Consider the following 23,280-nt stretch of genomic DNA (forward strand, 5'->3'; position numbering starts at 1 on the left):
AGTGGCCGGACACACCGAGAACAGCATCACCGTCGACGCCCCCCTCGACCTCGTCTGGGACATCACCAACGACATCGAGAACTGGCCCCGGCTCTTCACCGAGTACTCCTCCCTCGAAGTGCTCTCCCGCGAGGGCGACACGACGGCCTTCCGGCTGACCATGTACCCGGACGACAACGGCAAGGTGTGGAGCTGGGTCTCGGAACGGACCGTGGACCGCGCCAACCGGACCGTCCGGGCCCGCCGGGTGGAGACGGGCCCCTTCGCCCACATGAACATCCTGTGGGAGTACACGGAGCTGCCGGGCGGTACCCAGATGCGCTGGACGCAGGACTTCGCGATGAAGCCCGACGCCCCGGTCGACGACGAGTGGATGACGGACAACATCAACCGCAACTCCCGTACGCAGATGGCGCTCATCCGGGACCGGATCGAGCAGGTCGCCCGCGACCGCCAGAACGCGCCCCTGCCCCGCTGAGCCACCGGCCCAGGAAGGACACCCCGATGCACCACGCCCTGATCGTCGCCCGCATGGCACCCGACTCGGCACCGGCGATCGCCGACCTGTTCGCCGCCTCCGACAGTGGTGAACTCCCGCACCTGGTCGGTGTCACCCGCCGCAGCCTCTTCCAGTACGGCGACGTGTACCTGCACTTCATCGAGGCCGACCAGGACCCGGCGCCCGCCATCGCGAAGGTGGCCGGACACCCCGAGTTCCGGGGCATCAGCGACAAGCTGTCGGCGTACGTCTCCGCGTACGACCCGCAGACCTGGCGCAGCCCCAAGGACGCCATGGCGCGCTGCTTCTACCAGTGGGAGCGGAACGCCGGCTCCTGAGCACCAGCCCACGGAGAAGAACCCCGAGGCCGGTACCGCGACATTCGCGGTACCGGCCTCGGGGTTTCGGCTGGGGCGGGGGTCAGCTGGGGACGGTGCACTCGAAGGCGTGCAGATACGCGTTGACCGGGCGGATCTCGCCGATGACCAGGCCCGCGGCCGTCAGCCGGTCGACCATGCTCTGCCGGGTGTGCTTCGCACCGCCGACATTGAGGAGCAGCAGCAGGTCCATGGCGGTCGTGAACTTCATCGACGGTGTGTCGTCCACGAGGTTCTCGATCACGACGACCCGAGCACCGGGCCGCGCCGCCTTCCGGACGTTCGCCAGCGCCCTGCGGGTGCTGTCGTCGTCCCACTCCAGGATGTTCTTGATGATGTACACATCCGCCTGTACGGGGATGTCCTGCCGGCAGTCCCCGGCCACGATGCTCACCCGCGCGGCCAGTGAACCGCCGTCGCGCAGTCGCGGATCGGCGTTCTCCACCACCCCGGGCAGGTCGAGCAGCGTACCGTGCATCGTGGGGTGCTTCTCCAGCAGGCTGGCCACGACCTGCCCCTGGCCGCCGCCGATGTCGGCGACCGAGGACACCCCGCTCAGGTCCAGCAGGTTCGCGACGTCCCGCGCGGACTGCTCGCTGGACGTCGTCATGGCCCGGTTGAACACGTACGCCGACTCGGGAGCCTCTTCGTTGAGATACGCGAAGAACTCCCTGTCGTACATGTCCTCGAAGACGTTCCGGCCGGAGCGCACCGCCTCGTCCAGCTGCGGCCAGACGTTCCACGTCCACGGCTCGGTGCACCACAGCGCGATGTACCGCAGGCTGTGTGGATCGTCCTCGCGCAGCAGCCGGGACATGTCCGTGTGGACGAAGGTGCCGTCGGGGCGCTCCGCGAAGACGCCCTGGCAGGTCAGTGCGCGCAGCAGCCGCCTGAGGGTGTGGGGCTGGGTCTTCACCGCCGCCGCCAGGTCCTCCACGCTCTTGGGGGCGTCGTCCAGGGCATCCGCGACGCCCAGGCGGGCGGCGGCGCGTACGGCGGCGGCGCAGGCCGCCCCGAAAACGAGTTCCCTCAGCCGCATGGGCGCTGGAGGAGCAGGGGGAGAGGGGGGAGCGGAGGGAGAGGGGGAAGCCGGCGGAGCCGGATCAACGGTCGTCATGTGTTGCCTCGCCTCTGTCGTCGTGCCGTTCGGGGAAAGCGGGGGAGGGAGCGGGGGGAGGAGTCGTTCGGTCAGCACATTCCGGCGGGTTCGGAGACGCCGCACGTGTTGTTGCGGAAGGTGTTGTTCGTGCCGGTGTCCCGGTTGGCGAGATCGGCAGTGCTGTTGCGCAGTACCACGTTGTCTTGGATCTCGTTGCTCTCGTTGGGGGCACCCACGAAGCTCTTGAACAGCACGATGCCGCCCGACAGCGGGGAGGCGCCCACGTTGTCCACGACCCTGTTCTTCGTCACCAGCGTCTTCTCGCTGCCGGTGAGGACGATGCCCGAGCCCTGCAGGAAGGGCAGCCGGGGGGTCTTCGGACACAGCTTGTTGTTGGCGTGGATGTGGTTCCGGCGGACGGTCATCGCCCCGGCGCGCGGCTGGCCCTCGTCGCCGACGACGAACACTCCGGCGCAGTTCCCGGTCGCCTCGTTGTGTTCGACGGTCAGGTTCCGCAGCCGCCGCACCGTGATGCCGATGCGGTTGCCGAGCAGCCGGTTGTGACTGATCTCGGCGCCCTCGGAGTCCTGGGCCCCGTCCTCCCGGTCGACGGTGTTGGCGACGAAGAGCCCGGCGTCACCGTTGGCCTCGGCGGTGTTGCGGCTGAACACGCCGCGCACGGACCTCTCCTGGGCGATGCCCCACTGTCCGTTCTGCTCGGAGGTCACCTGCTGGACCTTCAGCCGATCGGTCCACGAAGCCCACAGGCCGTTCTTGGTGAAGCCCCGGATGGTCAGCGAGCGCAGGGTGACGCGCTTGATGGGAAGGCTCTTGGTGCCGTTCACACAGATGCCGTTGCCCGCTGTGGCACAGGTGTTGTCGGCGGAGGCCGGGCCGGGGACGATGACGGAGGTCCCGGTCACCGAGCCCCGCAGGGTCAGGCCGGACACGGTGATGCGGACGCTCTCGCGGTAGGTGCCGGGGGAGAGGACAACGGTGTCCCCCGGCTGTGCGGCGTCCACCGCCTGCTGGATCGATTCGCCGGGCTGGACCCGGTGGATTCGGAGTACCTGGTGCGCCGTGCGGTGGTCCGTGGGGGCGGCGGCGCCGAGTCCCGAGGCCACGACAGCGGCGGTGCATACGAGGTGGGTGATCTGTCGTCTGTTCATATGCCGAAGCTAGGAGCGGGTGTTCCGGCTCGCCACCGCTGATCACCCAGGTGGGCTCCCGGCGGATCCCGACGGGTCAGACGAGGTGGGCGAAGACCACCAGGTTGTCGGTGTAGTCCTTCACCGCGTGGTCGTAGGCACCGGCACAGGTGATCAGCCGGACCTGGGCCTGCGGGGTGTCGGCGTAGACACGCCGGTCGGGGAAGTCGTCCTTCGCGAACGTCTCGACGCTGTCGACCACGAAGACGGCTGTCCGTCCGTCGGACCGGTTGACGGAGAAGCGGTTCCCCTTCTCCAGTGCGCTGAGCCCCGCGAAGACGGCGGGGGCGGTCGCCGTGTCGACGTGCCCGGCGATGATCGCGGTCCCCGCCTCTCCCGGGGACACGCCGTTCGCCTGCCAGCCGACCATGTTCACGTCGTCGGCGGGCGGGGGTTCGAGCTGGCCCGAGTCGCCGATGGCCAGGCCGACGAAGGGGGCGTCCACGCCGATGGCCGGGATACGCAGCCGCGTCGGCCGTGCCCGCGGCAGATGCTTTCCGGCCTGCGGCGCGGCCGACGAGAACGGGGCGTGCGCGGTGGCGGCTCGTGGCGCGCGGGCGTCGTCCGACGACTCGTCGTTTCCGGAGAGGAAGATGACCGCCGGGATCAGGAGAACGACGGACCACGCGATCAGACGTACGAAAAAGCGCCGCCTGGGCGGCACCGATGGGGACTCAACAGGGGAAGGCAACCGGGTTGCCATCGGGAACCACCTCACTGGAACACGGGCACAGTACGTAGGTACGAAGGGGGGACCGAACCGGCCGGGCCGCCGCAGTGTGCACAGGCGGATGTGCACACGCGACGGCCTCGGCTGCTATGACAGGCATCGGTCAGGACACTCCGTCGGCCGCGTTCCTGCGACGCATCGCGAACGCACCCGCGCCGACGACCGCCAGGGCCGCCAGCCCGCCGGCCGTGACACCCGGGGCCGCGAGCGCGCCGCCACCGGTGTGCATGCCACCGCTGGGCTTCTCGTGCTTGGAGCCCCAGTTGCCCTTGCCACCCTCCTCCTTCTCCTCCTTGTCGCTGGAGTGCCAGGAGCCCTTGCTCCCTTCCTCCTTGTCGGCCTCCCAGTCGCCCTTCTCGCTCTCGTCCGTGCTGTCGTCCTTGCTCCAGTCGCCCTCGTTCACCGCGGTGAGCGCACCGCCACCCGTGTGCATTCCACCGTTCGGCTTGTCGTGCTTGCTGTCCTTGTCGTGCTCCTTGCTGTAGGAAGAGTCACCGTTGTCCCAGTCGCCGCCGTCGGCGGCGAGGGCGCCGGGTGCGGCGATCGCGAGAGCGGCCGTGGCCGTCGCGGTAGCGAGGAGCAGGCGGGCAGAGCGCATGGTCGAAGTCCTTCCGCCGTGGCCGGGGCGCTGACGCGATGTCAGCTGAGGAGACCCGACCTCGACGTGATCCACCGTCAGTCAGGCCGGCCGGGCGCACCACTCGAGCCGCCCACCCCACTGACCCGTACGGCGGCACCGGACCCAACGGCCGACCATCCTCCGGACCGACCAGCAGAGTCCTGACCAGGCATTTGACCGGCTGACCTGCAGTCACTTCCCGTCCCGCGCGCCGCCGTACGCACAACCCGATCGGCGGCGACACGGCTGCACGCATCGCCGGCCCGTTCAGTCGGCTGGGAGCGGGGCCTGATCCTCAGTCAGCTGATGGACAGCTCGGACGGAAGGGAGAGATGTACGCAGCCACCGCGCCCCCCACGCACCCCTCACTCGTGCGCGATCGCCGCCAGCACGTTCATCCGGGACGCGCGCAACGCCGGCAGCAGCGCCGCGACGATGCCGACGAGCGCCGAGCCCACCACCACCAGGACGATCGTGCCCCAGGGAATCGCCAGCGCCTCCATGCCCTGCAGTGCCAGCACCCGCTGGATGCACACGCCCCACACCAGCCCGAGCCCGAGCCCGAGCACCGCACCGAACACGGCGATCACCACCGACTCCAGCCGGATCATCCGGCGCAGCTGCCGCCGGGACAGTCCGATGGCCCGCAGCAGCCCGATCTCGCGGGTGCGCTCCACGACCGACAGGGCGAGGGTGTTGACCACGCCGAGCACCGCGATGACGATCGCGAGCCCCAACAGCGCGTACACGAGGTAGAGCAGTACCGCGATCTGGTTGCGGATCAGTTCCTTGTAGTCGGCCTGGTCACGCACCTTGACCTGTGGATACGGGTCGAGGGTCCGTTCCAGAGCGGGACGCAGCCGGTCCACGCTCGTGCCGTCCGCAGCGTTGACGTACAGCGCGGACTCCTGGCCGCCGGGCACGTACTTCTCGGCGACCGCGATCCCGAAGTAGATCCCGCCCTGTGTCCCGAACCCCTCGGCGCTGTCCTGGTCGGTGAGGGCGGCGACCGTCAGCTCAGTCCGGCCGCCGTCCGGGAACTCCACCGGCAGCACAGTGCCGACGCGCACGTCATGGTCCTTGGCGTAGTCGGCGGACATCCCCAGCCGGCCGTCCGCGAGCGCGGCGGCCGTGTCTCCCTGCGCGTAGGCGACATGGGCGACGTCGTCGAGCCGTGCGTCGTACCCGGCGGCCGTCGTTTCGAGACGCTTGCCGTCCGGGAACCGCACCGCGACCGGCACGAACCGCTGCCGTACGACGAGACCGACACCGTCCGTGGCCCGCACCTTGTCGGTGACCTCCTGCGGGAACGGCACGAAGTTGTCGTGCTGTACGACGAAGTCGGCACCGAGCGTCTTGTCGATCTGCTGGTCGAAGGACTTGGTCATCGAGGCGCTGGCCACGGACATCCCGCCGACCAGGGCGAGGCCCACCATCAGCGCGGCGGCCGTGGCCCCCGTACGGCGGGGATTGCGCAGGGCGTTGCGCTGGCTCATCCGGCCGACCGAGCCGTAGATCGCCGGGAACGCGCCGCCGAGGACCCGGATGACCGGCCGGACCAGCAGCGGGCCCGCGATGACCGTGGCGACGAGGGTGAGGACGACACCGAGGCCCAGCAGGGACGCGGAGGTCGACGTCTCGTCGGCCGTGGCGCAGCCCACGAGCGCGGCGGCCCCGAGCGCCCCGACGATCGCGCCGACGACTGCACGTACCCGCAACGGCCGCCCCACGCCCGCGATTTCGGCGTCCGAGAGCGCGGCCATGGGGGAGACCACCGCTGCCCGCCGGGCCGGCAGATAGGCAGCCACGAAGGTGACCCCGAGCCCGACTGCGTACGACGACACGGGAGTTGCCCAACCCACCACCATGTCGGCCGACCTGAGGTTCATGCCGAACGCGCTCATCAGCTGGATCAGCCCGGCCGCGAGGCCGATACCGGCGGCGAGGCCGAGCGTCGAGCCGACCAGGCCGAGCAGCACCGCCTCCGTCAGCACGGACCGGCGCACCTGTCGTCGGTCGGCGCCGAGTGCCCTCAACAGGCCCAGTTCGCGGGTGCGTTGAGCGATCAGCATCGAGAAGGTGTTGACGATCAGGAAGACCCCGACGAGCACCGCGATCCCGGCGAAGCCCAGCATCACGTACTTGATCACGTCGAGGAATCCGCCGAGTTGGTCCGCGGCCGACTCCGCCTGCTCGGCGGCCGTCTCCAACTCGTAGTCGGTGGTGCCGATCTGTTTCGCGATACGGCTCTTCAGCTCGGTGTCGCTCACCCCGCTCGCGGCGGTCACCGAGATGCTCGTGGCCCGGTTCGGTGCACCGAGCAGTCGGGTCTGCGCCGTCTTCGTGTCCAGGAACAGCAGCGCCGCGCCCGGGTTGGTGGTGGTGAAGGTGGCGATACCGACGATCCTGACATTGAACGACCCCGGCTGCGCGTGGACGGTGAGCGTGTCGCCGATGCTCACGTCCTTGCTGTCGGCGGTGTCCGCGTCCAGCAGTGCCTCGCCGTCGTCCTGAGGGACGTGGCCGGAGGTGAGTTCGACGGGGCTGCGGTCGGTGAGGTACCAGTCGGTGGCGATGGTGGGGGCGCCCGAGGTCGGGGACACCGACTTGTTGCGGTCGTCGACGACGGTGATGTTCTCGACGGACGCGTCCGCGTGGGCGTCCGCGACGCCCTCGACACCGGCCACTCGCTGGGCCAGGGAGGCGGGCAGGGTCAGGGCCTCGCCGGACGGCACCTGCGACGTGAAGTCCTCCCGCGGGCTCACCGTGACGTCGGCGGACGTGGAGGCGAAGAGCCGGTCGAAGGTGCGGGTGACCGTGTCGGAGAAGATCAGGCTGCCCGCGACGAACGCCACGGACAGAACGACGGCCAGCGCGGAGAGCAGCAGCCGGCCCTTGTGCGCGAGGAAACTCCTGAGCGTTGCCTTCAGCACGGGTGTCAGTCCTCGTCGGTGGGCTTGGTGAGGGAAGGGGCGTCGGGGCTACCTGGGGCGTCGGGCGCGGGGGTCTGGGTCTGTCCGCCGGAGAAGAGGCGCATGCGTTCCAGGACAGCCTCCGCCGTGGGCTGTGCCATCTCGTCCACGATCCGGCCGTCGGCGAGGAAGAGCACCAGGTCGGAGTGGGCGGCGGCGCTCGGGTCGTGGGTCACCATGACGACCGTCTGGCCGAGGTCGTCGACGGCCTCGCGCAGAAAGCCGAGGACCTCAAGACCGGCGCGTGAGTCGAGGTTGCCGGTCGGCTCGTCCGCGAAGATCAGCTCGGGGCGTGAGGCGAGCGCCCGGGCACAGGCCACGCGCTGCTGCTGGCCACCGGACAACTGGGCCGGGCGGTGCTTCAGCCGGTCCCGCAGCCCCAGTGTGTCGATGACCTGGTCCAGCCACTTCTGGTCGGGCTTCTGGCCCGCGATGTCCATCGGCAGGGTGATGTTCTCGACGGCGTTCAGGGTCGGGATCAGATTGAACGACTGGAACATGAACCCGATCCGGTCCCGCCGCAGCCGGGTCAGATCGCGTTCCTTCAGCCCCGTGATCTCCGTGTCGCCGAGCCACACCTGCCCCGCCGACACGGTGTCGAGCCCCGCCAGACAGTGCATCAACGTGGACTTCCCCGAGCCGGAGGGCCCCATGACCGCGGTGAAGCGCCCGCGCGCGATGTCCACGTCGACCGAGTCGAGGGCGAGCACGGTCGTCTCGCCCGAGCCGTACGCCTTGGTCAGCGCGCGGGCGCGGGCCGCGGTCCCGTCCGCCTCCGCGTGCCCGGGTGCGTGCTCCGCAGCAGGTGTGGACAAGGCTGCCTCCTTCGGTGGCTTGCTGGTCGTGGCCGTCCCGATGTCGCAGCGACGTCCCTCGTTCCTTGTCCCGGCCGAGCGTAGTGTGACGAGGCACACACCCGGTATCCCTTTTCACTCCTGGGTGGCCCCCTTGCCGGTGCTAGCACATACGCGCTAGCGTCTAGGTATGGCGAAGACTCAGCTGAACGTCCGGGTGGACGAGGGCACCGCCCAGGCGGCGCGCGAAAAGGCCCTTGCCCGTGGAATGAGCGTCAATCGCTACATAGAAGAGCTGGTCAAACACGACACCGGCGAGGCGGGCCACACCTTCGTGGAGGCTGCTGCCGACTTCATGAAGCAGTACGAGTCCGTTTTCGCCGAAGAGTTCGGCACGGACCGTGAAGGCAAGCGCGAAGGTCGTCACCGACCCCTTGGATAACTTCGGCAACCTCAGGATCGACCTCGCCTGGCTCCTCATGATCGCCGAACGGAAGACGCCCGGAGACCCCCAGGTCTCCGACTGGGGCGCCCTGGTCGCCGCTGTCGCCCGCCACGAGGCCGAGATATTCGACATCCCCGTCTATGACAACCCGCACGCCCGGGCCGCAGCCCTGCTCCAACTCCTGCTGCACGTACCGGCGTTGGAGCGCTCCAACGCGCTGTTCGCCTCCGCGGTCGCCTACGCCTACCTGATCGCCAGCGGGGTCAAGGTCGTCACTTCGCCCGAACAGGTGCGCGACCTGGCCCGCCTGGTGAAGACCGGCAACGCCTCGGTGCACGACATCGCGCACGAACTCCGCCAGTGGAGCCTATGAGGCGTCAGCCCTTGCCTGGCGTCCCCGGCTGCGGGGGACGCCACGCGCTGCCCATGACGCAGTACGACACGGGCAGCCGCGGCCCCTTCTCGGGCAGCAACAGCCGCCGGTAAGGGCCGAGTTCGAATCCGGCGTCCCGCAGCGCGGCGACCGGGTCCCGGGCCACATGACAGCCGCCGGCGAGCGCGGGCCACACCGTGCGGTCGAGGGCGCGCTGAGTGAACCGCATCGCGGGCCCGCCGCCGACGCCGTGTTCGAGGAACCGCACCTCTCCGCCGGGCCGCAGCACCCGCCGTACCTCGCCGAGCGCGCGGGGGAGGTCCCGGACGCTGCACAGCACCAGCGAGAGCACGACCGCGTCGAAAGCCTCGCTCTTCACCGGCAGCGCCTCCGCCACGCCCGGCGCTACGTCGACGGGGACGGGCACTTCGGAACGGATCGCCGCCTCCACGGCCAACTGCCGCAACAGGCGCTCGGGTTCGATCGCGACGACCTCCGAGACGGTGCCCGGATAGTGTGCGAAGTTCAGTCCGTTGCCGGCGCCGATCTCGATCACCCGCCCGGAGAGCCCGGCGAGCAGCCGGCCCCGCAGGGCGCCCAGGCCCATGCGGGTCTCGGCGGACACGCTGACCCGGGCGTAGTAACGGGCGAACAGCGGATGGTGCACGAGATCCCGCGGCACCTTGCCGGAGCCTGCGGTGGACCGTAGCGGCATGGGGACCTCCCGGGGAGGACTGGCCTTACCGCGATTGTCCCCCTTACGGGACCCGCGCACCCCCGCTGTCGACCGGAACCGGCCGGATCGGACGGTTTCGGGCCGGATCGGGCAGGATCAGGCGATGAAGTTGCGGACCTGCTGGTAGACGCCGTAGTCGTTGTTCATCTCGTCGTGCGAGATGCAGCCGACCTCGACGTTCGTGGCGCCGCTGAGGATCGCGGTGGTGTCCGGGGTGAGGGCGTCGTCGCAGTTGGACCAGTAGCTGGCGTACGACACGCTGCCCGGGGTCTCGTCGCCCGAGTTCAGTGAGGTGAGGAACGAACTTCCCGTGTACATCTCGGAGCACGAGGTGTACAGCCACGCACACCACGAGGCCACCGTCGTGCCGTGGTTGACGCCGGCCGCGGAGACGAAGTCGTCGACGTACGCGGTTCCGCCGAGGTTCTTGAGGTAGTAGCGGGCACTGAGCGCGCCCATCGAGTGGACGACGAGGTCGACCTTCGAGGCGCCCGTCGCGGCCAGGACTCTCTTGACCTCGGTGGCCAGTTGCTGGGCCGTCGTGACGTTCGACTGGGACCAGGAGTACGACCAGGCGTCCAGCTCGGAGGCCGTGTAGCCGTCGGCCTTGAAGTCGGCGACCCAGTCGTTCCAGCTGCTCGACGAACTGCTGATGCCGTGCACGAAGACGACCGGATTGTGGGTCGCGGCCTGGGCGGGCGTCGCGGAGAGCGAGAGGGACAGGAGCATCGAGGACACGACGGCCGAGACGGCTGCTGTGATGCGTCGCATGCGGCGCTGCATGGTGCCTCCTGATATGGGTGGGGTTGGCTGGAGTGTCAGGCCGGGTCTACGCGCGCCGCATCGGTGAAATCGCCGGTCTTTACGCACCTTGTAACTCGCCAGTAACGTGAGTGGTGTGGTGACCTCGGTGAATCCCCCGCCTCAGCCGCGCATTTCGCCACCGCAACTCACGGACGCGTGGCAGCAGCTCGGCCCCCCGCTTCCCGAAGGCGTCCGCGTGCGCGTCCTCTGCGCCGCGTACGGCGATCCGCGCGCCGCCGCCGAAGTCGTACCGCTCCTCACCGAACGGCAGGCGGCGGGCCTCGACCCGCTCCCGACGGAACCCGCCGCGCTCGCCCCCGAACTGCTGCGGGCGCATCGCCGGGAGATCCGCGTCCTGCCCGACGACACCCGGCTGCTGCTCCTCCTCGCCGCCGCCGACCAGTACCCGGTGGCGACCCACGCCTTCCTGCGCGCCGTCGCCGCGGCCCACCTCGACACCCGGGCCCTCGAAGCCGCCGAGGGGGCCGGGATCGCCAACGCGACAGCGAGCGGAGTCGTCTTCCGTGACGCGTGGACGCGCATCGCGGCCTACGAGTCCGGGACCTCGGCGGACCGGCGGGATGTGCACCGACTGCTGGCGCGCGTCCTGCACGGCGACGGTGAGACGCCCCGGCGCTCCTGGCACCGGGGCGCCGGTGCCCTCGGTCCCAGCGCACGGCTCGCCGCCGAGCTGGGCGCCGCCGCGCACGAGGCGCGTGAGCTGGGCGACCACCTCCTGGCCGGCGCCCTCGGCGAGCGCGCCGCCGCCCTATCGCCCGACCCGCGAGAACAGTCCCGGCTGCTGTCCCGCGCCGCCGCCGACGCCTGGCACCGCGGCGACGGCGACCGGGCCCGCGCACTGGTGGCGTCCTCGGACGAGGGCGCGCTGGGCGGCATGCTCGCCCTGCGGTCGGGCAACGCGACCGAGGCCTTCGACGGGCTGCTGACGGCCGCGGTCCGGCATGCGAGGGCCGCGCTGGGGGAGGGGAGCGTGCTGAATCGTTCCGCCGAGGATCAAGGGCCGGGTTCCGGCCCGCCGGACGACCCGTATCCGTACCCGTACGGGTCCCGCTACCCGCACCCGGACTCACAGTCGTCGTACCGCGTCCCGAACCCGGCCCTGGACGTCGCCGTGCACCTGTTGGCACGTGCCACCGAGGCCGCCGTCTACACCGGCGACCTCCGCCGCTGCCGGGAGGCGGCCACCGTGTCCGCACGGCTCGGCATCATCCCGCCCGGCACCCTCGCGGGACTCGCCGCCGCCGTCGAGGGCCGGTACGAGGATGCCCGCAACCTCCTCAAGGCGGCTGCCGGGCGCTGCGGTCCCGGTGGCGACCCCACCCTGCTCATCCACTCCGGCATCGCCGCGCTGCTCCTCGGCGACCACTCCGGCGCCGAACGCGCCACCGTACGGGCCGCCGCCTCCGCCCGCGCCCGGGGCGAATCGGTGACCGTCCCGCAGGCCATGGAATTCCGGGCCTACGCCGACTTCTGGACCGGACGCCCACGCGCCGCCGAGACCGCCGCGGCCGACGCCCTCTGGCAGGCGTACGCCACCGGCCAGGACAACGGCGCCTGCCATCTGCAGGCTGCCCTCGCCATGTTCGCGGCCGTGACCGGCGACGGCGAGGTCTGCCGGGAACGCGCAGAGGCCGCCCGTACCCACGCCCGCGCCCACGGACTGGGCCTGCCCGCCGCGCTCGCCCTGTGGGCGCTCGCCTTCCTCGACCTCTCCACCGGCCGCTTCGAGAGCGCCGCCGCCCGGCTGCGCGCCCTCGCCGGGTTCGGCCCCGGCCACGGTCACCGGGCCATCCGGCACTTGGCCACCCCGCACTACGTCGAGGCCGCCGTCCGCACCGGCGACACCCGCGTCGCCCGGGCCGCCCACGCCGACTACGACCGCTGGGCCACCGCTGTCCGCAGCCCCGACGACCTGGCCCTCAGCGCCCGCTGCCGGGCCCTGCTGGCGCCCGGCGCCGAAGCGGTCGATCACTACCGCACGGCCCTCGACCTGCACGCTCACGGCACGCGTGACTTCGAACGCGCCCGTACGGAGCTGTTGTTCGGCAGCGCGTTGCGTCGGCTGCGCCATCGCACCGAGGCACGGGACCGGCTGCACAGTGCGCTGGAGGCGTTCGAGACGTTCGGGGCGCCGCACTGTGCGACGCAGGCTCGTGCGGAGCTTCGGGCGCTGGGGGCGCCGGTGACTATCAGTTTGGGGACAGTGGATCTCACCGCGCGTCTTACGGCGCAGCAGTTGATGGTTGCGCGGATGGCCGCTGACGGTGCGACCAATCGGGAGATCGCTGTGCGGCTGGCGTTGAGTCCGCGGACGATCGATCACCATCTTCGGGGGGTGTTCTCGCGGTTGGGGATTCGGTCGCGGATTGAGCTGGTGCGGTTGTTGGGGGAGGAGGGGTTGTGAGTTGGCTTTCCGCCGGTGGGGGCTTGTCGCGCCCCGCGGCGGAGCCGCAGATCGATACAGCCCCGCGCCCCTAGAGGGGCGCTTCTCGCGCCCGGAATTCAGACGCGTCCCATGTTCCGCCCAGCGTCGGTGCAAGCCAACTTGCGGCCATCGTCCGGAAGTTGGCCGGGGGGAGCGCCCCGACTCCAGCAGGCAGCGCCCCGAGCAGAGGCGCCCCCGCGACCACCGGCAGGTCAGCCAGGTTGCAACGGGCAGCCAGATCGGGCGAGTCGGGCCAGCTGCCGATGACGATTCCCGCCAAGTGGACGTCTCTGCGCGAGAGTTCACGGGCCGTCAGTTCCGTCGCGTTCAGGGTGCCCAGGCCCGCCGACGCGACGACCAGGACCGGCGCGTCCAGCAGCTGGGCCGCGTCCGCCAGGGTGCCGCCCTCGTCGTCGAACCGTACGAGGAGTCCGCCCGCGCCCTCCACCAGGACCACGTCGTACTCGGCCGCCAGTTTCGCGGCGGCCTCCGCCACCTCGGCCGGTCGTACCGGTGGCAGCGAGGCTCGTCGGGCGGCCGTCGCGGGGGCCAGCGGGTCCGGATAGCGGGCGAGTTCGAGGGTTCGTACATCGCCGGCGAGTCGCGCGACCTCGTCGGCGTCCCCGCGCTCGCGCGGACGTACCCCCGTCTGGGCGGGCTTGAGCACGGCCACCGTGCGGTCGGCGGCGAGGGCCGTGGCGGCGACGGCGGCCGTTGTCATCGTCTTGCCGATCTCCGTGCCCGTCCCCGTGATGACCAGGATCGGCATGTTCATCCCTCCTGTGCCGCCGCGCACACCGCGCGCGCGATCCGGGCCACGTCCGCGTCGCCGGTGACGTACGGCGGCATGGTGTACACGAGGTCGCGGAACGGCCGCAGCCACACGCCCTCGCGCACGGCCGCCGCCGTGGCCGCCGCCATGTCCACCTCGTGGTCGAGCTGGACCACCCCGATCGCGCCCAGCACGCGTACGTCCCGGACACCAGGGAGGCCCACCGCCCCGGCGAGCCCGTCCCGCAGGCCGGCCTCGATCCGTTTGACCTCCGCCTGCCAGTCCTGGTCGAGCAGCAGCCCGATCGAGGCACAGGCCACGGCCGCGGCCAGGGGGTTGGCCATGAAGGTCGGGCCGTGGGCGAGCACCGGGACCTCGCCGCGCGAGATGCCGTCGGCCACCCGTGCCGTGCACAGCGTTGCCGCCATGGTCAGATAACCGCCGGTCAGCGCCTTGCCCACGCACATCACATCCGGCGTCACCGCCGCGTGCTCCGCCGCGAACAGTGCGCCCGTACGCCCGAACCCGGTCGCGATCTCGTCGAACACGAGCAGCACGCCGTACGCGTCGCACGCCTCGCGCAGCACCCGCAGATAGGCGGGGGAGTGGAACCGCATCCCGCCCGCGCCCTGCACCACCGGTTCGACGATCACGGCGGCCAGTTCGTCGGCGTGCCGTTCGATCGTCGAGCGCAGCTGGTCGGCGTAGGACTCCTCGTACTCCGTCGGCGGCGCGTCCGCGAACACCTGGCGGGGCAGGACGCCCTGCCACAGCTCGTGCATGCCGCCCTCGGGGTCGCACACGGACATCGGCTGCCAGGTGTCGCCGTGGTAGCCGCCACGCCAGGTCAGCAGGCGCTGCTTCGCCGGTCTGCCCACCGAACGCCAGTACTGCAGACACATCTTGACCGCGACCTCGACCGAAACCGACCCCGAGTCGGCGAGGAAGACGTGTTCGAGCCCCTCCGGCGACAAGTCGACAAGGAGCTTCGCCAGCCGCACGGCGGGCTCGTGGGTGAGCCCGCCGAACATGACGTGGCTCATCCGCGACAGCTGATCGCGCGCCGCCTCGTTGAGTACCGGGTGGTTGTAGCCGTGGATCGCCGACCACCAGGACGACATCCCGTCGACCAACTCGCCCGACCCGTCCGCGAGCCGCAGCCGTACCCCGCTCGCCGACTCCACGACGAGTGGTTCGACGCGGCCCGGCATGGGCCCGTACGGATGCCAGACGTGGCGCCGGTCCAGGTCGAGCAGGTCCGACAGGGGCAGGTCAGGCATTGGGCGCGAGGTCCGTTCCGGCGCCTCGGCGTCGTACGGTCACCAGATCCGTACGGGGTTCCGGCGTCGCCGCGTCCGAAGCGCAGGCGCCCGCCTCCGTGCCGCAGGCCCCTGCCGAAGGCGTGCCGCAGCCGCCGCCGGACGCCCGGTGTTCCGGCAGCGTGACCTGGTCGGTGCCCTCGATCTCGAATCCGGCGTCGGCGATCATGTCGAGGTCGGCCTGGCCGGCCTGGCCCTCGGTGGTGAGGTAGTCGCCGAGGAAGATCGAGTTGGCGAGGTTCAGGGCGAGCGGCTGCATCGTCCGCAGATGGACCTCACGGCCGCCCGCGATGCGCACCTCCGCGTCCGGGCACACGAACCGGACCATCGCCAGGATGCGCAGACAGCGCTGCGGGGTGAGGTTCCACTCCTTGGCCAGGGGGGTGCCCTCGACCGGGATCAGGAAGTTGACCGGAACCGAGTCCGGGTCGAGGTCGCGGAGGGAGAAGACGACGTCGACGAGGTCCGCGTCGCTCTCGCCCATGCCCGCGATCAGGCCCGAGCAGGCGGACAGCCCGGCCGCGTGCGCCTTCTGGACGGTGTCCACCCGGTCCTCGTAGGTGTGGGTGGTGGTGATGTCGCCGTAGGTGGCCTCGGACGTGTTCAGGTTGTGGTTGTAGGCGTCCGCCCCGGCCTCGCGCAGCCGCTCCGCCTGGCCGTCGGAGAGCAGCCCCAGGCAGGCGCACACCTCGACGCCCTCGTTCTGGTCCTTGATCGCCTTGATCGTGCCGGCCACCCGGTCCACGTCCCGGTCCGTCGGACCGCGCCCGGACGCCACCAGACAGACCCGCTTGGCACCCCCGGCCAGCCCGGCCGCCGCGGCCTTCGAGGCCTCGTCCGGCTTGAGCCAGGTGTACTTCAGGATGCCGGTGGTGGAGCCCAGGCGCTGGGAGCAGTAGGAGCAGTCCTCTGGGCACAGGCCCGACTTCAGGTTGACCAGATAGTTGAGCTTCACCCGCCGGCCGAACCAGTGCCGGCGCACCTTCCCGGCCGCGGCCACCACATCGAGGAGATCGTCGTCGGAGGTGGCCAGCACGGCCAGCGCCTCTTCACGGGTCGGCAACTCGCGCCGCAGTCCCTTGTCCACCAGCGTCGTCAGCAGGTCCATGGAAGCCGATCCTGACGTATCCGACGGGCCGAGGGAAAGGAGAGTTCGTACAAGAGAGGTGCTTCGACGTGTGGGTATTGCCACATCCTGGGTAGCGGGGGGTCCCGCTAGGGTCTGTCCACTGCCTACAAACGTGTCGCTGCCCGGGCATCTGTTCCGGGAGTGCGTTCCCGTGCTGCCCCGGAGGAACCATGGCGTTCGGCTGGATCGACGAGCAGGCCGAAGCGCGCCGTCGCGCCGGACTCGTACGGACCCTGCGCCCCCGCCCCGCCGACTCCCCGCTCCTCGACCTCGCCAGCAACGACTATCTGGGCCTGGCCCGACACCCCGAGGTCACCGAGGGCGCGGCCCGGGCCGCCCGGCGCTGGGGTGGCGGTGCCACCGGCTCGCGGCTCGTCACCGGCACCACCGAACTGCACACGGAACTCGAACGCGAACTGGCCGACTTCTGCGGGTTCGAGGCGGCTCTCGTCTTCTCCTCCGGCTACGCGGCCAACCTCGCCGCGGTCACCGCGCTCGCACCGCACGGCTCCCTCGTCGTCTCGGACGCGGGCAACCATGCCTCGCTGATCGACGGCTGCCGCCTCGCCCGGGGCACGACCCAGGTCGTCGGGCACGTCGATCCGGACGCCGTCCGCAAGGCGCTCGGCACGCACACCGGGCCCGCCGTGGCCGTGTCCGACACCGTCTTCTCGGTCGACGGGGACGCGGCACCGCTGACCGAACTCGCCGCCGCCTGCCGGGAGTTCGGCGCGGGGATGGTGGTCGACGACGCGCACGGGCTGGGGGTTCTGGGCGAGGGCGGGCAAGGGTCGGCGTTCGCGGCCGGGCTGGCGGGCGCGCCGGACGTCGTCGTGACGGTCACGCTGTCCAAGTCGCTCGGCAGCCAGGGGGGCGCCGTGCTGGGACCCGCTCGGGTGATCGAGCACCTCGTCAACGCGGCCCGTACCTTCATCTTCGACACCGGCCTCGCCCCCGCTGCGGCGGGCGCGGCCCTCGCGGCCCTCACCCTGCTGCGCCGCGAGCCCGAACGGGCCGCACGGGCGCGTGCGGTGGCGCGTGAGCTGCACACCCGGCTGACCGCGGAGGGGCTGGCGGCGGTACGGCCGGACGCGGCCGTCGTCTCCGTGCGCGCGCCGTCCCCGGAGGGGGCCGTGCGCTGGGCGGCCGACTGCCGGGCCGCAGGAGTGGGCGTGGGCTGCTTCCGCCCGCCGTCCGTGCCCGACGGAGTGTCCCGGCTGCGGCTGACCGCCCGCGCGGACCTGGCCGAGGAACAGATCGCACGGGCGGTACAGGTGATCGGCGAGAACCGACCGTAAGTCCTTGGTGCGGTTGATCAGTGACACGCGACCATGAGTCGGCGGACCGCGGCCGTGCGTCGTAGGGCGATCACCGGAACGCGGTGAGGAATCCCTCCCAGCTCTCGGGGGAGAAGAGCAGGGCGGGCCCCGCCGCGTTCTTGGAGTCGCGTACGGCGAGCAGTCCGGCCCGGACTCCGGTGTCCGGACGGGCCGTCTCCACACAGTTGTTCGCGCCGGTGCTGTAGCTGCTGCGCAGCCATTGCACACCGGGCGGTTCGACGACGGACGGTACGTTCCGAGGCAGTACGGACATGGTGCCTCCTTACACGCCGTGATTCAGACCGGCGATGAAATCCAACGAATCCTCGGGCGAAAGGGCGTGGATCTGAAGGGTGTCGAAGGCCTCGCTGTAGGCCTGGAGGTCTTCTTTCCGTTCGAGGTAGAGGCTACTCATCATCTGGTCGAGAACAACCACATCCAAGTCAGAAGTGCTCGGAAAGGAGAAGATAACGAAAGGGCCTGTGATGCCGATGTATGCCCCTGCGGCGAACGGCAGGATCTGGAGTTGCACTTGGGGCAGCCGGGCCGCTTCCACCAGGCGCCCCAACTGACGCGTCATCACCTCGGGACCGCCCACTTCACGGCGCAGCACCGCCTCGTCGAGGACCGCGCTCAGTGCCAGCGGCGGATCCGAACGCAACACGTCCTGCCTGGCCAGGCGTACCTCGACCAGGGCGTCGAGCCGGGTTTCCTCCAGGCCGTCCACGGCGGCCCGGGTCATCGCCCGGGCGTACTCCGGGGTCTGCAACAGCCCCGGGACCACCGAGGTCTCCAGGGTGCGCATCGTGCTGGCCTGCGACTCCAGGCTGATGAAGTCCCGGTAGGTGGGCGGCAGTACGCCACGGTAGGCGTGCCACCAGTGGTGCCGGCCGCCTTCGTCACCGCCCGCCAGTACGAGCAGCAGTTCGCGCGACTCGCCGTCCGGGACCTGGTACGCGTCCAGAAGTAACCGTACGTCCGCCGGTTTCACCCCGCTCGCGCCGGTCTCGATCCGGCTCACCTTCGACTGGTGCCAGCCCACCAGGCGGGCCGCCTCACCGCTCGTGAGGCCGGCCCTGGCGCGCAGCGCGCGCAGTTCGCCACCCAGTTTTCGGCGGCGCACCGCGGGACCGTACTGCATGGGCCACTCCTTACTCCTAATGAGCCACCCAAATACGCTCTGGGGTCGCAGAGTTCACCGCTTTGAGCGACAGATATATGCATATCTTGGTGGATCGCGTCCCGTGACCGGCGTGGGAATGGCAGTCTGGCGCGAAGCACCAGTCCGGGACCGTACTCGAACCAGCCGCTCCGTGTCGGGCTCCGGTTCCGTGGGAAAGGGACGACCTCGCCATGGCAGACCACCTGGAAGCATCCGTCACTCTGCCGAGCGATCCCGCCTCGGTCTCCGCCGCCCGCGCATATGTGGCCGATGTGCTGGCGGAATGGGGCCTGCCGGGTGACACCGAAGCCGCCGACACCATCCGCCTGATCGTCTCGGAACTCGCCACCAACGCCGTACAGCACACCTTCGGGTTGTCGCCCACCTTCACGGTGGACATCGCCCTCGACCGTGACGAGAACCTGCGCATCGGAGTGACCGACAGTCACCCGCGCTTCCCCAAGCGACTGCCCGCCGCCGTCCAGCAGGACAACGGCCGAGGGATGGTCATCATCCGCTGGCTGACCGCCGAGTCGGGCGGCAAACTGCGCGTCCGGCCCACCCGAGAGGGTGGCAAGACGGTGTCGATCGAACTTCCCTGGACGGCCCCGGCGGCCCCGGCGGCCCCGGGCAGGCCCCCGGTGACAGCGGCGGGCCAGCAGGAGCCGTAACGGTCGGCGCCATGTCCCGCTGCCGGTGCCGCTGCTGTGCGCACGCCCGAACGCGCCCCGCAGCAGGGCGCGGAACGCGTCGGCCACGGGCGCGGTCTCGTCGGTGCGGCGGACGACCGAGATCGTCCGCCGGAGGTCGCCGGCCGCCCGGAACGTGCCGAGACACAGTGCGCCGCCCGACAGACCGGTGAGCCGGGCCAGTTCGTGCCGGGTCCGGTCCAGCTCGCCCAGCACCCGGCGGGCCCGCACCACCAACAGCTCGCCCGCCGGTGTGAGCCGGGCGCCCCGGTGATGCCGTACGAGCAGCGCGGCGCTCGTTTCCCGCGACAGCTTCGCGAGTTGCTGCGAGAGCGCGGACGGCGTGCAGCCGAGACACTCGGCGGCCCGCGTGGGGTCGTACATCCTGCGGTTCCCAGGGGCCAGTGGGCCATGGCTGAGACTCAACAACTGCTTAATGCGTATCCAGTCGCCTTCACCGGGGTCGCGCCGCGGGCATGGTCGCCACGCCGGGCGCCGCCTTCACCGTCGTCGTGCGCAACGCCCTCGTCTCCCGCCGAGCCGGGGTCGTGTGCGCGCTGGGGGTCAGCGGCGGGCTGCTTGTGCACACCGTGCTGGCCGTCTCCGGTGTCGCCGGTGTCGCCGCCGTGCTCACGGCGGTGCCCGCGCTCTTCCGCGCACTGCAACTGCGGGGCGGGCCTATGTGTTGTACCTCGGGGCGCGGACGCTGTGGTCGCTGCGTCGGCGCGGGGCCCCGGGGCGGGGCGGCCGCTCCAGGCGGCCCCGCCCCGGGCAGGTCAGCTGACCCGGCCGTACCAGACGCTCTTCGTCCAGATCTTCTGGAGCTTCACGACGTCCCCGGTCTTCGGGGAGTGCCAGATCTTTCCCTTTCCGGCGTAGATGCCCACGTGGTAGACGTTCGAGCCCGAGTGGAAGAAGACCAGGTCTCCGCTTTTGCGGCTCTTTGCGGAGATGTGCTTGGTCTTGTTGTACTGGGCCGCCGCCGTACGCGGCAGGGACTTGCCCGCCTTCTTGAACGAATACTGCGTAAGACCGGAGCAGTCGAACTTCTTCGGTCCCGCCGCGCCGTACTTGTACGGGGAGCCCTTCTTGGAGGCCGCGATCTGAAGTGCCTTCGTCGGCGGTGTGATTGCCGCGGCGTCGGTCACGACGCCTGGGAGCACCAGGCTGCCGCCCACGGCGGCGAGGGTGAGAGCGGAGGCCGTCCCGGCCCTGCTCATCATCGACGGGACACGATTGAGCGCAGACATGCGAAACCCTTCGTCAGCCGCCTGTGAAGGATGACCTGTCGGATTCGGGCTGGCGAAGTTGCCCGGCCGCTGACGCGGCTTCACCCCAAGGGCTGCTCGGCCCGGTCATGGCGTGACCGTTCCGGCGACCCGTCGTGCTTGGGTCCTCCACTCCTGCCGATGCACATCTGTCGACCGGTCATCCGGGCGGCGGCAGGATTCGGCGTCCGCCCGGATCGCCCCGCCTCTTGTGGCGGGGGCTTGTCGTCAGGAAGGGATCTTGGCTCATGGAAGTAGGAAAATCCCAATGGAATCGGGGCTTTGTGGCGTTACTCACCGCTGACCCATTCGGGTGGACACCCGTACTTCCGAAGGACTTTCGAGGGGGTCGCGCACCCTTGGACCAGCGCTGGAGCGTCCCGATTCCGGCTGCGAACTACACGCCTTGCGCCACCCGTATGGCCCCTTTGGGGGACCTGCGACTACTCCGAACGGGGGGCGGCTTCCAGTCACTTCCCGGTCTGTTCCGGACAAGCCCGTCGCCGGGACACGTCGGCCCGCCCGATACGGGCCCGCGGGCCGGATGCGTCAACTGGCGGGCTCACGCGGAACGGTGACACGCGCCGTGCGGCGCTCCCCGTCGAGGACGCGCAGCGCACGCGCCAGCGTATCCGCGTGCACCTCCGTCTCGCCCCGCTGATGCATCAGCTCCAGCGCGTCCCGCAACGCCACCGCCTTGGCGACCAGTGCCTGTGCGGCCCGCAGCCCGCGGTACGTGTCCCCGTGGTAGGCCGGGTTGATACGGCCGAGCAGATCGGCCACTTCGAGGTAACGGTCGATCAGCTCGCCCTCCGCGCGAGTCAGGGCGGGCAACGGAGGCAGTTCGGGCGGAAGCATCGGCGGCTCACCTCGTGCCGGGGGTGGGGTGCGAGGACTTGCGGCTGGGCACGATCCGGTCCACCAGCCCGTATTCCAGAGCGGCTTGCGCGTCCAGGATCTTGTCCCGCTCGATATCCGCGGCGACCTGCTCCGGGCTCTGGCCGGTGTGCCGTACGAGCAGCTCTTCCAGCAGGCTACGGACCCGGCCCAACTCCAGGGCCTGAATGGCGAGATCGCTCACCTGCCCGTGGACCGGCTCGGACAGTGAGGGCTGGTGGATCATCACCCGGGCCCCCGGCAGCGCGCTGCGCTTGCCCGGCGTACCCGCGGCCAGCAGCACGGCCGCCGCGGAGGCCGCCTGGCCCAGGCAGATCGTCTCCACGTCGCAGGTGACGAACTGCATCGTGTCGTAGATCGCCGTCATCGCGCTGAACGAGCCGCCGGGGGAGTTGATGTACAGCGAGATGTCGCGGTCGGGCGCCAGGTATTCGAGATGCATGAGCTGTGCCATCACGTCGTTCGCCGAGATGTCGTCGACCGGCGTCCCGAGAAAGACGATCCGCTCCTCCAGGAGCTTCGAGTACGGATCCAGTGTCCGGCTCCCGGTGCTGGTGCGTTCGGTGAACTCGGGCAGGACGTAGCGGGCTGACGGGTCGTCGATGTCGTTCATGGCGCGCGCCTCCTCGGTGGCTTCCGTAAAAAATGTACAGGACGTACAGAGTGCGACGCGAGGACTTCGGCGGGGTGCTCGCTGACAGCGAAAACCCCGTGGAGCAGCTCGTTCCACGGGGTTTTCGCTGTCGCCTCGGGCCGAAGTCAGGTGAGCGGGGCCTCGGCCGGTCTGCCGTAGAAGGTGAGTGCCGGCCAGCCGCGGGAGGCAGCGATCTCGTTGAGGGCATCCGCGATCATGATCGGAGTGATCATGTGCTGCGCGTCGGTCTGAATCTGGAGGCTGAAGGTGAGCTGGAGGCTCGAATCGAGGTCGAGGGAGGCGCCGGCATGGAACTCGGCGCCGTTCGGGAAGGTCACAGCCGCCTCGGAAGCCGCCGCGGTCGTGGCCTCCGTCGCCTCCGTGGCTGCGGCGGCCTGCGTCTGCTCGCCGGCGACAAGGACGGCCCCCGCCGCAGCCGAACCCGAGTATCCGAGCAGTGAACGTCTGGAAATCCTGGACACGTTGCCCCTCCTGGTTCTCGTGCACATTCGTCATCCACGCTTGTCATGTGCGCGCTTTTTGAGCGTAGGGACGAATCGTTTTCGGTGGAGCTGAACGAGATCGTCCGCTCTGCGGGGGCGCGGGAGGGCGGGTCTAAGCTGGAACACATGGCCTACGAGATTCCGGTGACGCAAGCCAGGGCTGAACTCGCCGACCTGATCAACAAGGTGGTGTACGGCGGTGAGCGCGTCGTCGTGACGCGGCACGGCAAGCCCCTCGTCGCCCTGGTCTCCGCGGCCGACCTCGAACGCCTCGACGAGCTCGACGCGGCAGAGGAGCAGGTCATCAGCGCGGTCTCCAGCGTCCGGGAGGTCGCCACCGCGCCCGTCGAACGACAGCGGTTCGGCATCGCGGCGGAGCACCAGCGGCCCGCAGGGCGCTGAGCGGACGGCCCGGCGTATGAGAAGGACCGGGCGGCCTCGTCCGCTGCAGCGGGGGCACCCGGTCCGGTCGGATCCGGTTTCGGT

At 70.4% G+C, this 23,280-nt stretch carries 25 protein-coding genes, 2 pseudogenes and 1 riboswitch; of the genes and pseudogenes, 9 read left to right on the forward strand and 18 right to left on the reverse strand.

The features are described from left to right. Window position 1 precedes the first annotated feature (1 nt). Together OG734_RS41625 and OG734_RS41630 are read left to right on the forward strand one after the other, a co-directional pair. Window positions 2-478: an SRPBCC family protein gene (locus OG734_RS41625; RefSeq protein WP_330292556.1), complete on the forward strand. Its 477-nt coding sequence runs from the start codon at window positions 2-4 to the stop codon at window positions 476-478. A gap of 26 nt (window positions 479-504) precedes the next feature. Beyond that, window positions 505-837 (forward strand): TcmI family type II polyketide cyclase, encoded by a 333-nt coding sequence (locus OG734_RS41630; RefSeq protein ID WP_330292557.1) that lies wholly within the window; start codon window positions 505-507, stop codon window positions 835-837. Between the two features lie 82 nt (window positions 838-919). Here the strand turns inward: OG734_RS41630 and OG734_RS41635 are convergent, their stop codons facing one another. The 6 genes from OG734_RS41635 to OG734_RS41660 all read right to left on the reverse strand — a co-directional run bounded on the left by OG734_RS41635 (window position 920) and on the right by OG734_RS41660 (window position 8,319). Further along, window positions 920-1,993, reverse strand: coding sequence for a methyltransferase (locus OG734_RS41635; protein WP_443065012.1), 1,074 nt, complete (start codon window positions 1,991-1,993; stop codon window positions 920-922). 71 nt (window positions 1,994-2,064) lie between these two features. After that, a complete protein-coding gene (locus OG734_RS41640) occupies window positions 2,065-3,144 on the reverse strand; it encodes a right-handed parallel beta-helix repeat-containing protein (RefSeq protein WP_330292559.1) in 1,080 nt (359 codons plus the stop codon). Window positions 3,145-3,220: 76 nt separating this feature from the next. Further along, the gene (locus OG734_RS41645) at window positions 3,221-3,886 is read right to left on the reverse strand and encodes a class F sortase (RefSeq protein WP_443065013.1); all 666 of its coding nucleotides are present in this window, start codon (window positions 3,884-3,886) and stop codon (window positions 3,221-3,223) included. 130 nt (window positions 3,887-4,016) lie between these two features. Next, on the reverse strand, window positions 4,017-4,511 hold the full coding sequence (locus OG734_RS41650; RefSeq protein WP_330292561.1) for a hypothetical protein: 495 nt from the start codon (window positions 4,509-4,511) through the stop codon (window positions 4,017-4,019). 386 nt (window positions 4,512-4,897) lie between these two features. Next, the gene (locus OG734_RS41655; protein ID WP_330292562.1) at window positions 4,898-7,465 is read right to left on the reverse strand and encodes an ABC transporter permease; all 2,568 of its coding nucleotides are present in this window, start codon (window positions 7,463-7,465) and stop codon (window positions 4,898-4,900) included. 5 nt (window positions 7,466-7,470) lie between these two features. Beyond that, the gene (locus OG734_RS41660) at window positions 7,471-8,319 is read right to left on the reverse strand and encodes an ABC transporter ATP-binding protein (RefSeq protein ID WP_330292563.1); all 849 of its coding nucleotides are present in this window, start codon (window positions 8,317-8,319) and stop codon (window positions 7,471-7,473) included. A 169-nt stretch (window positions 8,320-8,488) separates the two neighbouring features. On the opposite strand from OG734_RS41660, the gene OG734_RS41665 reads away from it, so the two are divergent. Next, a complete protein-coding gene (locus OG734_RS41665; protein WP_330292564.1) occupies window positions 8,489-8,740 on the forward strand; it encodes a toxin-antitoxin system HicB family antitoxin in 252 nt (83 codons plus the stop codon). Between the two features lie 37 nt (window positions 8,741-8,777). Then, window positions 8,778-9,116, forward strand: coding sequence for a fic family toxin-antitoxin system, toxin component (locus OG734_RS41670; protein ID WP_329283504.1), 339 nt, complete (start codon window positions 8,778-8,780; stop codon window positions 9,114-9,116). A gap of 4 nt (window positions 9,117-9,120) precedes the next feature. Here OG734_RS41670 and OG734_RS41675 read toward each other — a convergent pair whose 3' ends face one another. Both OG734_RS41675 and OG734_RS41680 read right to left on the reverse strand, forming a co-directional pair. Beyond that, entirely contained in the window at window positions 9,121-9,831 is a 711-nt protein-coding gene (locus tag OG734_RS41675; protein WP_330292565.1) for a class I SAM-dependent methyltransferase, read from the reverse strand. A 117-nt stretch (window positions 9,832-9,948) separates the two neighbouring features. Continuing rightward, on the reverse strand, window positions 9,949-10,635 hold the full coding sequence (locus OG734_RS41680) for an esterase/lipase family protein (protein ID WP_330292566.1): 687 nt from the start codon (window positions 10,633-10,635) through the stop codon (window positions 9,949-9,951). A gap of 115 nt (window positions 10,636-10,750) precedes the next feature. Here OG734_RS41680 and OG734_RS41685 point away from each other — a divergent pair, with 115 nt between their 5' ends. Then, entirely contained in the window at window positions 10,751-13,081 is a 2,331-nt protein-coding gene (locus tag OG734_RS41685; RefSeq protein WP_330292567.1) for a helix-turn-helix transcriptional regulator, read from the forward strand. Between the two features lie 70 nt (window positions 13,082-13,151). On the opposite strand, the gene bioD is transcribed toward OG734_RS41685, so the two are convergent. From bioD to bioB, 3 genes are read right to left on the reverse strand one after another with little or no spacing between them, the layout of a single operon-like run. Then, window positions 13,152-13,871 carry a dethiobiotin synthase gene (bioD, locus tag OG734_RS41690; RefSeq protein ID WP_330292568.1) on the reverse strand — a complete coding sequence of 240 codons (720 nt, stop codon included), beginning with the start codon at window positions 13,869-13,871 and terminating at the stop codon, window positions 13,152-13,154. Window positions 13,872-13,873: 2 nt separating this feature from the next. Next, on the reverse strand, window positions 13,874-15,154 hold the full coding sequence (locus OG734_RS41695) for an adenosylmethionine--8-amino-7-oxononanoate transaminase (RefSeq protein WP_330292569.1): 1,281 nt from the start codon (window positions 15,152-15,154) through the stop codon (window positions 13,874-13,876). Next, window positions 15,147-16,301 (reverse strand): biotin synthase BioB, encoded by a 1,155-nt coding sequence (bioB, locus tag OG734_RS41700; RefSeq protein ID WP_330292570.1) that lies wholly within the window; start codon window positions 16,299-16,301, stop codon window positions 15,147-15,149. The genes OG734_RS41695 and bioB overlap by 8 nt, the downstream gene beginning before the upstream one ends. Window positions 16,302-16,492: 191 nt before the next feature. On the opposite strand from bioB, the gene OG734_RS41705 reads away from it, so the two are divergent. Then, complete coding sequence (locus OG734_RS41705) at window positions 16,493-17,620, forward strand: 8-amino-7-oxononanoate synthase (protein ID WP_330292571.1); 1,128 nt, start codon at window positions 16,493-16,495, stop codon at window positions 17,618-17,620. Between the two features lie 70 nt (window positions 17,621-17,690). Here OG734_RS41705 and OG734_RS41710 read toward each other — a convergent pair whose 3' ends face one another. Further along, on the reverse strand, window positions 17,691-17,915 hold the full coding sequence (locus OG734_RS41710; RefSeq protein ID WP_330292572.1) for a DUF397 domain-containing protein: 225 nt from the start codon (window positions 17,913-17,915) through the stop codon (window positions 17,691-17,693). 9 nt (window positions 17,916-17,924) lie between these two features. Next, window positions 17,925-18,782: a helix-turn-helix domain-containing protein gene (locus tag OG734_RS41715; protein WP_330292573.1), complete on the reverse strand. Its 858-nt coding sequence runs from the start codon at window positions 18,780-18,782 to the stop codon at window positions 17,925-17,927. Between the two features lie 212 nt (window positions 18,783-18,994). On the opposite strand from OG734_RS41715, the gene OG734_RS41720 reads away from it, so the two are divergent. After that, window positions 18,995-19,474: an ATP-binding protein gene (locus OG734_RS41720; protein WP_330292574.1), complete on the forward strand. Its 480-nt coding sequence runs from the start codon at window positions 18,995-18,997 to the stop codon at window positions 19,472-19,474. A 138-nt stretch (window positions 19,475-19,612) separates the two neighbouring features. Here OG734_RS41720 and OG734_RS41725 read toward each other — a convergent pair. After that, window positions 19,613-19,876, reverse strand: a pseudogene (locus OG734_RS41725) (LysR family transcriptional regulator); the annotation flags it as partial. A gap of 27 nt (window positions 19,877-19,903) precedes the next feature. Between OG734_RS41725 and OG734_RS41730 the strand changes: the two are divergent. Further along, window positions 19,904-20,225: pseudogene (locus OG734_RS41730) on the forward strand (LysE family transporter); the annotation flags it as partial. A 43-nt stretch (window positions 20,226-20,268) separates the two neighbouring features. Here OG734_RS41730 and OG734_RS41735 read toward each other — a convergent pair. The 4 genes from OG734_RS41735 to OG734_RS41750 all read right to left on the reverse strand — a co-directional run bounded on the left by OG734_RS41735 (window position 20,269) and on the right by OG734_RS41750 (window position 22,773). Continuing rightward, window positions 20,269-20,742: a C40 family peptidase gene (locus OG734_RS41735; protein ID WP_330292575.1), complete on the reverse strand. Its 474-nt coding sequence runs from the start codon at window positions 20,740-20,742 to the stop codon at window positions 20,269-20,271. Window positions 20,743-20,745: 3 nt separating this feature from the next. Next, window positions 20,746-20,948: riboswitch (cyclic di-AMP (ydaO/yuaA leader) on the reverse strand. A 361-nt stretch (window positions 20,949-21,309) separates the two neighbouring features. Next, window positions 21,310-21,618: a hypothetical protein gene (locus tag OG734_RS41740; protein ID WP_055532179.1), complete on the reverse strand. Its 309-nt coding sequence runs from the start codon at window positions 21,616-21,618 to the stop codon at window positions 21,310-21,312. A 7-nt stretch (window positions 21,619-21,625) separates the two neighbouring features. After that, window positions 21,626-22,270, reverse strand: coding sequence for an ATP-dependent Clp protease proteolytic subunit (locus tag OG734_RS41745; protein ID WP_443065014.1), 645 nt, complete (start codon window positions 22,268-22,270; stop codon window positions 21,626-21,628). 146 nt (window positions 22,271-22,416) lie between these two features. After that, complete coding sequence (locus tag OG734_RS41750; RefSeq protein ID WP_330292576.1) at window positions 22,417-22,773, reverse strand: hypothetical protein; 357 nt, start codon at window positions 22,771-22,773, stop codon at window positions 22,417-22,419. Between the two features lie 147 nt (window positions 22,774-22,920). Here OG734_RS41750 and OG734_RS41755 point away from each other — a divergent pair, with 147 nt between their 5' ends. Continuing rightward, entirely contained in the window at window positions 22,921-23,196 is a 276-nt protein-coding gene (locus OG734_RS41755) for a type II toxin-antitoxin system Phd/YefM family antitoxin (RefSeq protein ID WP_330292577.1), read from the forward strand. Window positions 23,197-23,280: the final 84 nt, after the last annotated feature.

It is taken from the genome of Streptomyces sp. NBC_00576 (assembly GCF_036345175.1).
GTDB lineage: Bacteria > Actinomycetota > Actinomycetes > Streptomycetales > Streptomycetaceae > Streptomyces.

What these genes read in the sequence shown, in the direction of transcription:
- OG734_RS41650 (WP_330292561.1), bottom strand. Translation starts at nt 4,511, where the DNA reads ATGCGCTCTGCCCGCCTGCTCCTCGCTACCGCGACGGCCACGGCCGCT.
- OG734_RS41680 (WP_330292566.1), bottom strand. Translation starts at nt 10,635, where the DNA reads ATGCAGCGCCGCATGCGACGCATCACAGCAGCCGTCTCGGCCGTCGTG.
- OG734_RS41670 (WP_329283504.1), top strand. Translation starts at nt 8,778, where the DNA reads ATGATCGCCGAACGGAAGACGCCCGGAGACCCCCAGGTCTCCGACTGG.
- bioB (WP_330292570.1), bottom strand. Translation starts at nt 16,301, where the DNA reads ATGGACCTGCTGACGACGCTGGTGGACAAGGGACTGCGGCGCGAGTTG.
- OG734_RS41715 (WP_330292573.1), bottom strand. Translation starts at nt 18,782, where the DNA reads ATGCAGTACGGTCCCGCGGTGCGCCGCCGAAAACTGGGTGGCGAACTG.
- OG734_RS41740 (WP_055532179.1), bottom strand. Translation starts at nt 21,618, where the DNA reads ATGCTTCCGCCCGAACTGCCTCCGTTGCCCGCCCTGACTCGCGCGGAG.
- OG734_RS41675 (WP_330292565.1), bottom strand. Translation starts at nt 9,831, where the DNA reads ATGCCGCTACGGTCCACCGCAGGCTCCGGCAAGGTGCCGCGGGATCTC.
- OG734_RS41635 (WP_443065012.1), bottom strand. Translation starts at nt 1,993, where the DNA reads ATGACGACCGTTGATCCGGCTCCGCCGGCTTCCCCCTCTCCCTCCGCT.
- OG734_RS41665 (WP_330292564.1), top strand. Translation starts at nt 8,489, where the DNA reads ATGGCGAAGACTCAGCTGAACGTCCGGGTGGACGAGGGCACCGCCCAG.
- OG734_RS41645 (WP_443065013.1), bottom strand. Translation starts at nt 3,886, where the DNA reads ATGGCAACCCGGTTGCCTTCCCCTGTTGAGTCCCCATCGGTGCCGCCC.
- OG734_RS41755 (WP_330292577.1), top strand. Translation starts at nt 22,921, where the DNA reads ATGGCCTACGAGATTCCGGTGACGCAAGCCAGGGCTGAACTCGCCGAC.
- bioD (WP_330292568.1), bottom strand. Translation starts at nt 13,871, where the DNA reads ATGCCGATCCTGGTCATCACGGGGACGGGCACGGAGATCGGCAAGACG.
- OG734_RS41745 (WP_443065014.1), bottom strand. Translation starts at nt 22,270, where the DNA reads ATGAACGACATCGACGACCCGTCAGCCCGCTACGTCCTGCCCGAGTTC.
- OG734_RS41735 (WP_330292575.1), bottom strand. Translation starts at nt 20,742, where the DNA reads ATGTCTGCGCTCAATCGTGTCCCGTCGATGATGAGCAGGGCCGGGACG.
- OG734_RS41720 (WP_330292574.1), top strand. Translation starts at nt 18,995, where the DNA reads ATGGCAGACCACCTGGAAGCATCCGTCACTCTGCCGAGCGATCCCGCC.
- OG734_RS41630 (WP_330292557.1), top strand. Translation starts at nt 505, where the DNA reads ATGCACCACGCCCTGATCGTCGCCCGCATGGCACCCGACTCGGCACCG.
- OG734_RS41705 (WP_330292571.1), top strand. Translation starts at nt 16,493, where the DNA reads ATGGCGTTCGGCTGGATCGACGAGCAGGCCGAAGCGCGCCGTCGCGCC.
- OG734_RS41640 (WP_330292559.1), bottom strand. Translation starts at nt 3,144, where the DNA reads ATGAACAGACGACAGATCACCCACCTCGTATGCACCGCCGCTGTCGTG.
- OG734_RS41710 (WP_330292572.1), bottom strand. Translation starts at nt 17,915, where the DNA reads ATGTCCGTACTGCCTCGGAACGTACCGTCCGTCGTCGAACCGCCCGGT.
- OG734_RS41695 (WP_330292569.1), bottom strand. Translation starts at nt 15,154, where the DNA reads ATGCCTGACCTGCCCCTGTCGGACCTGCTCGACCTGGACCGGCGCCAC.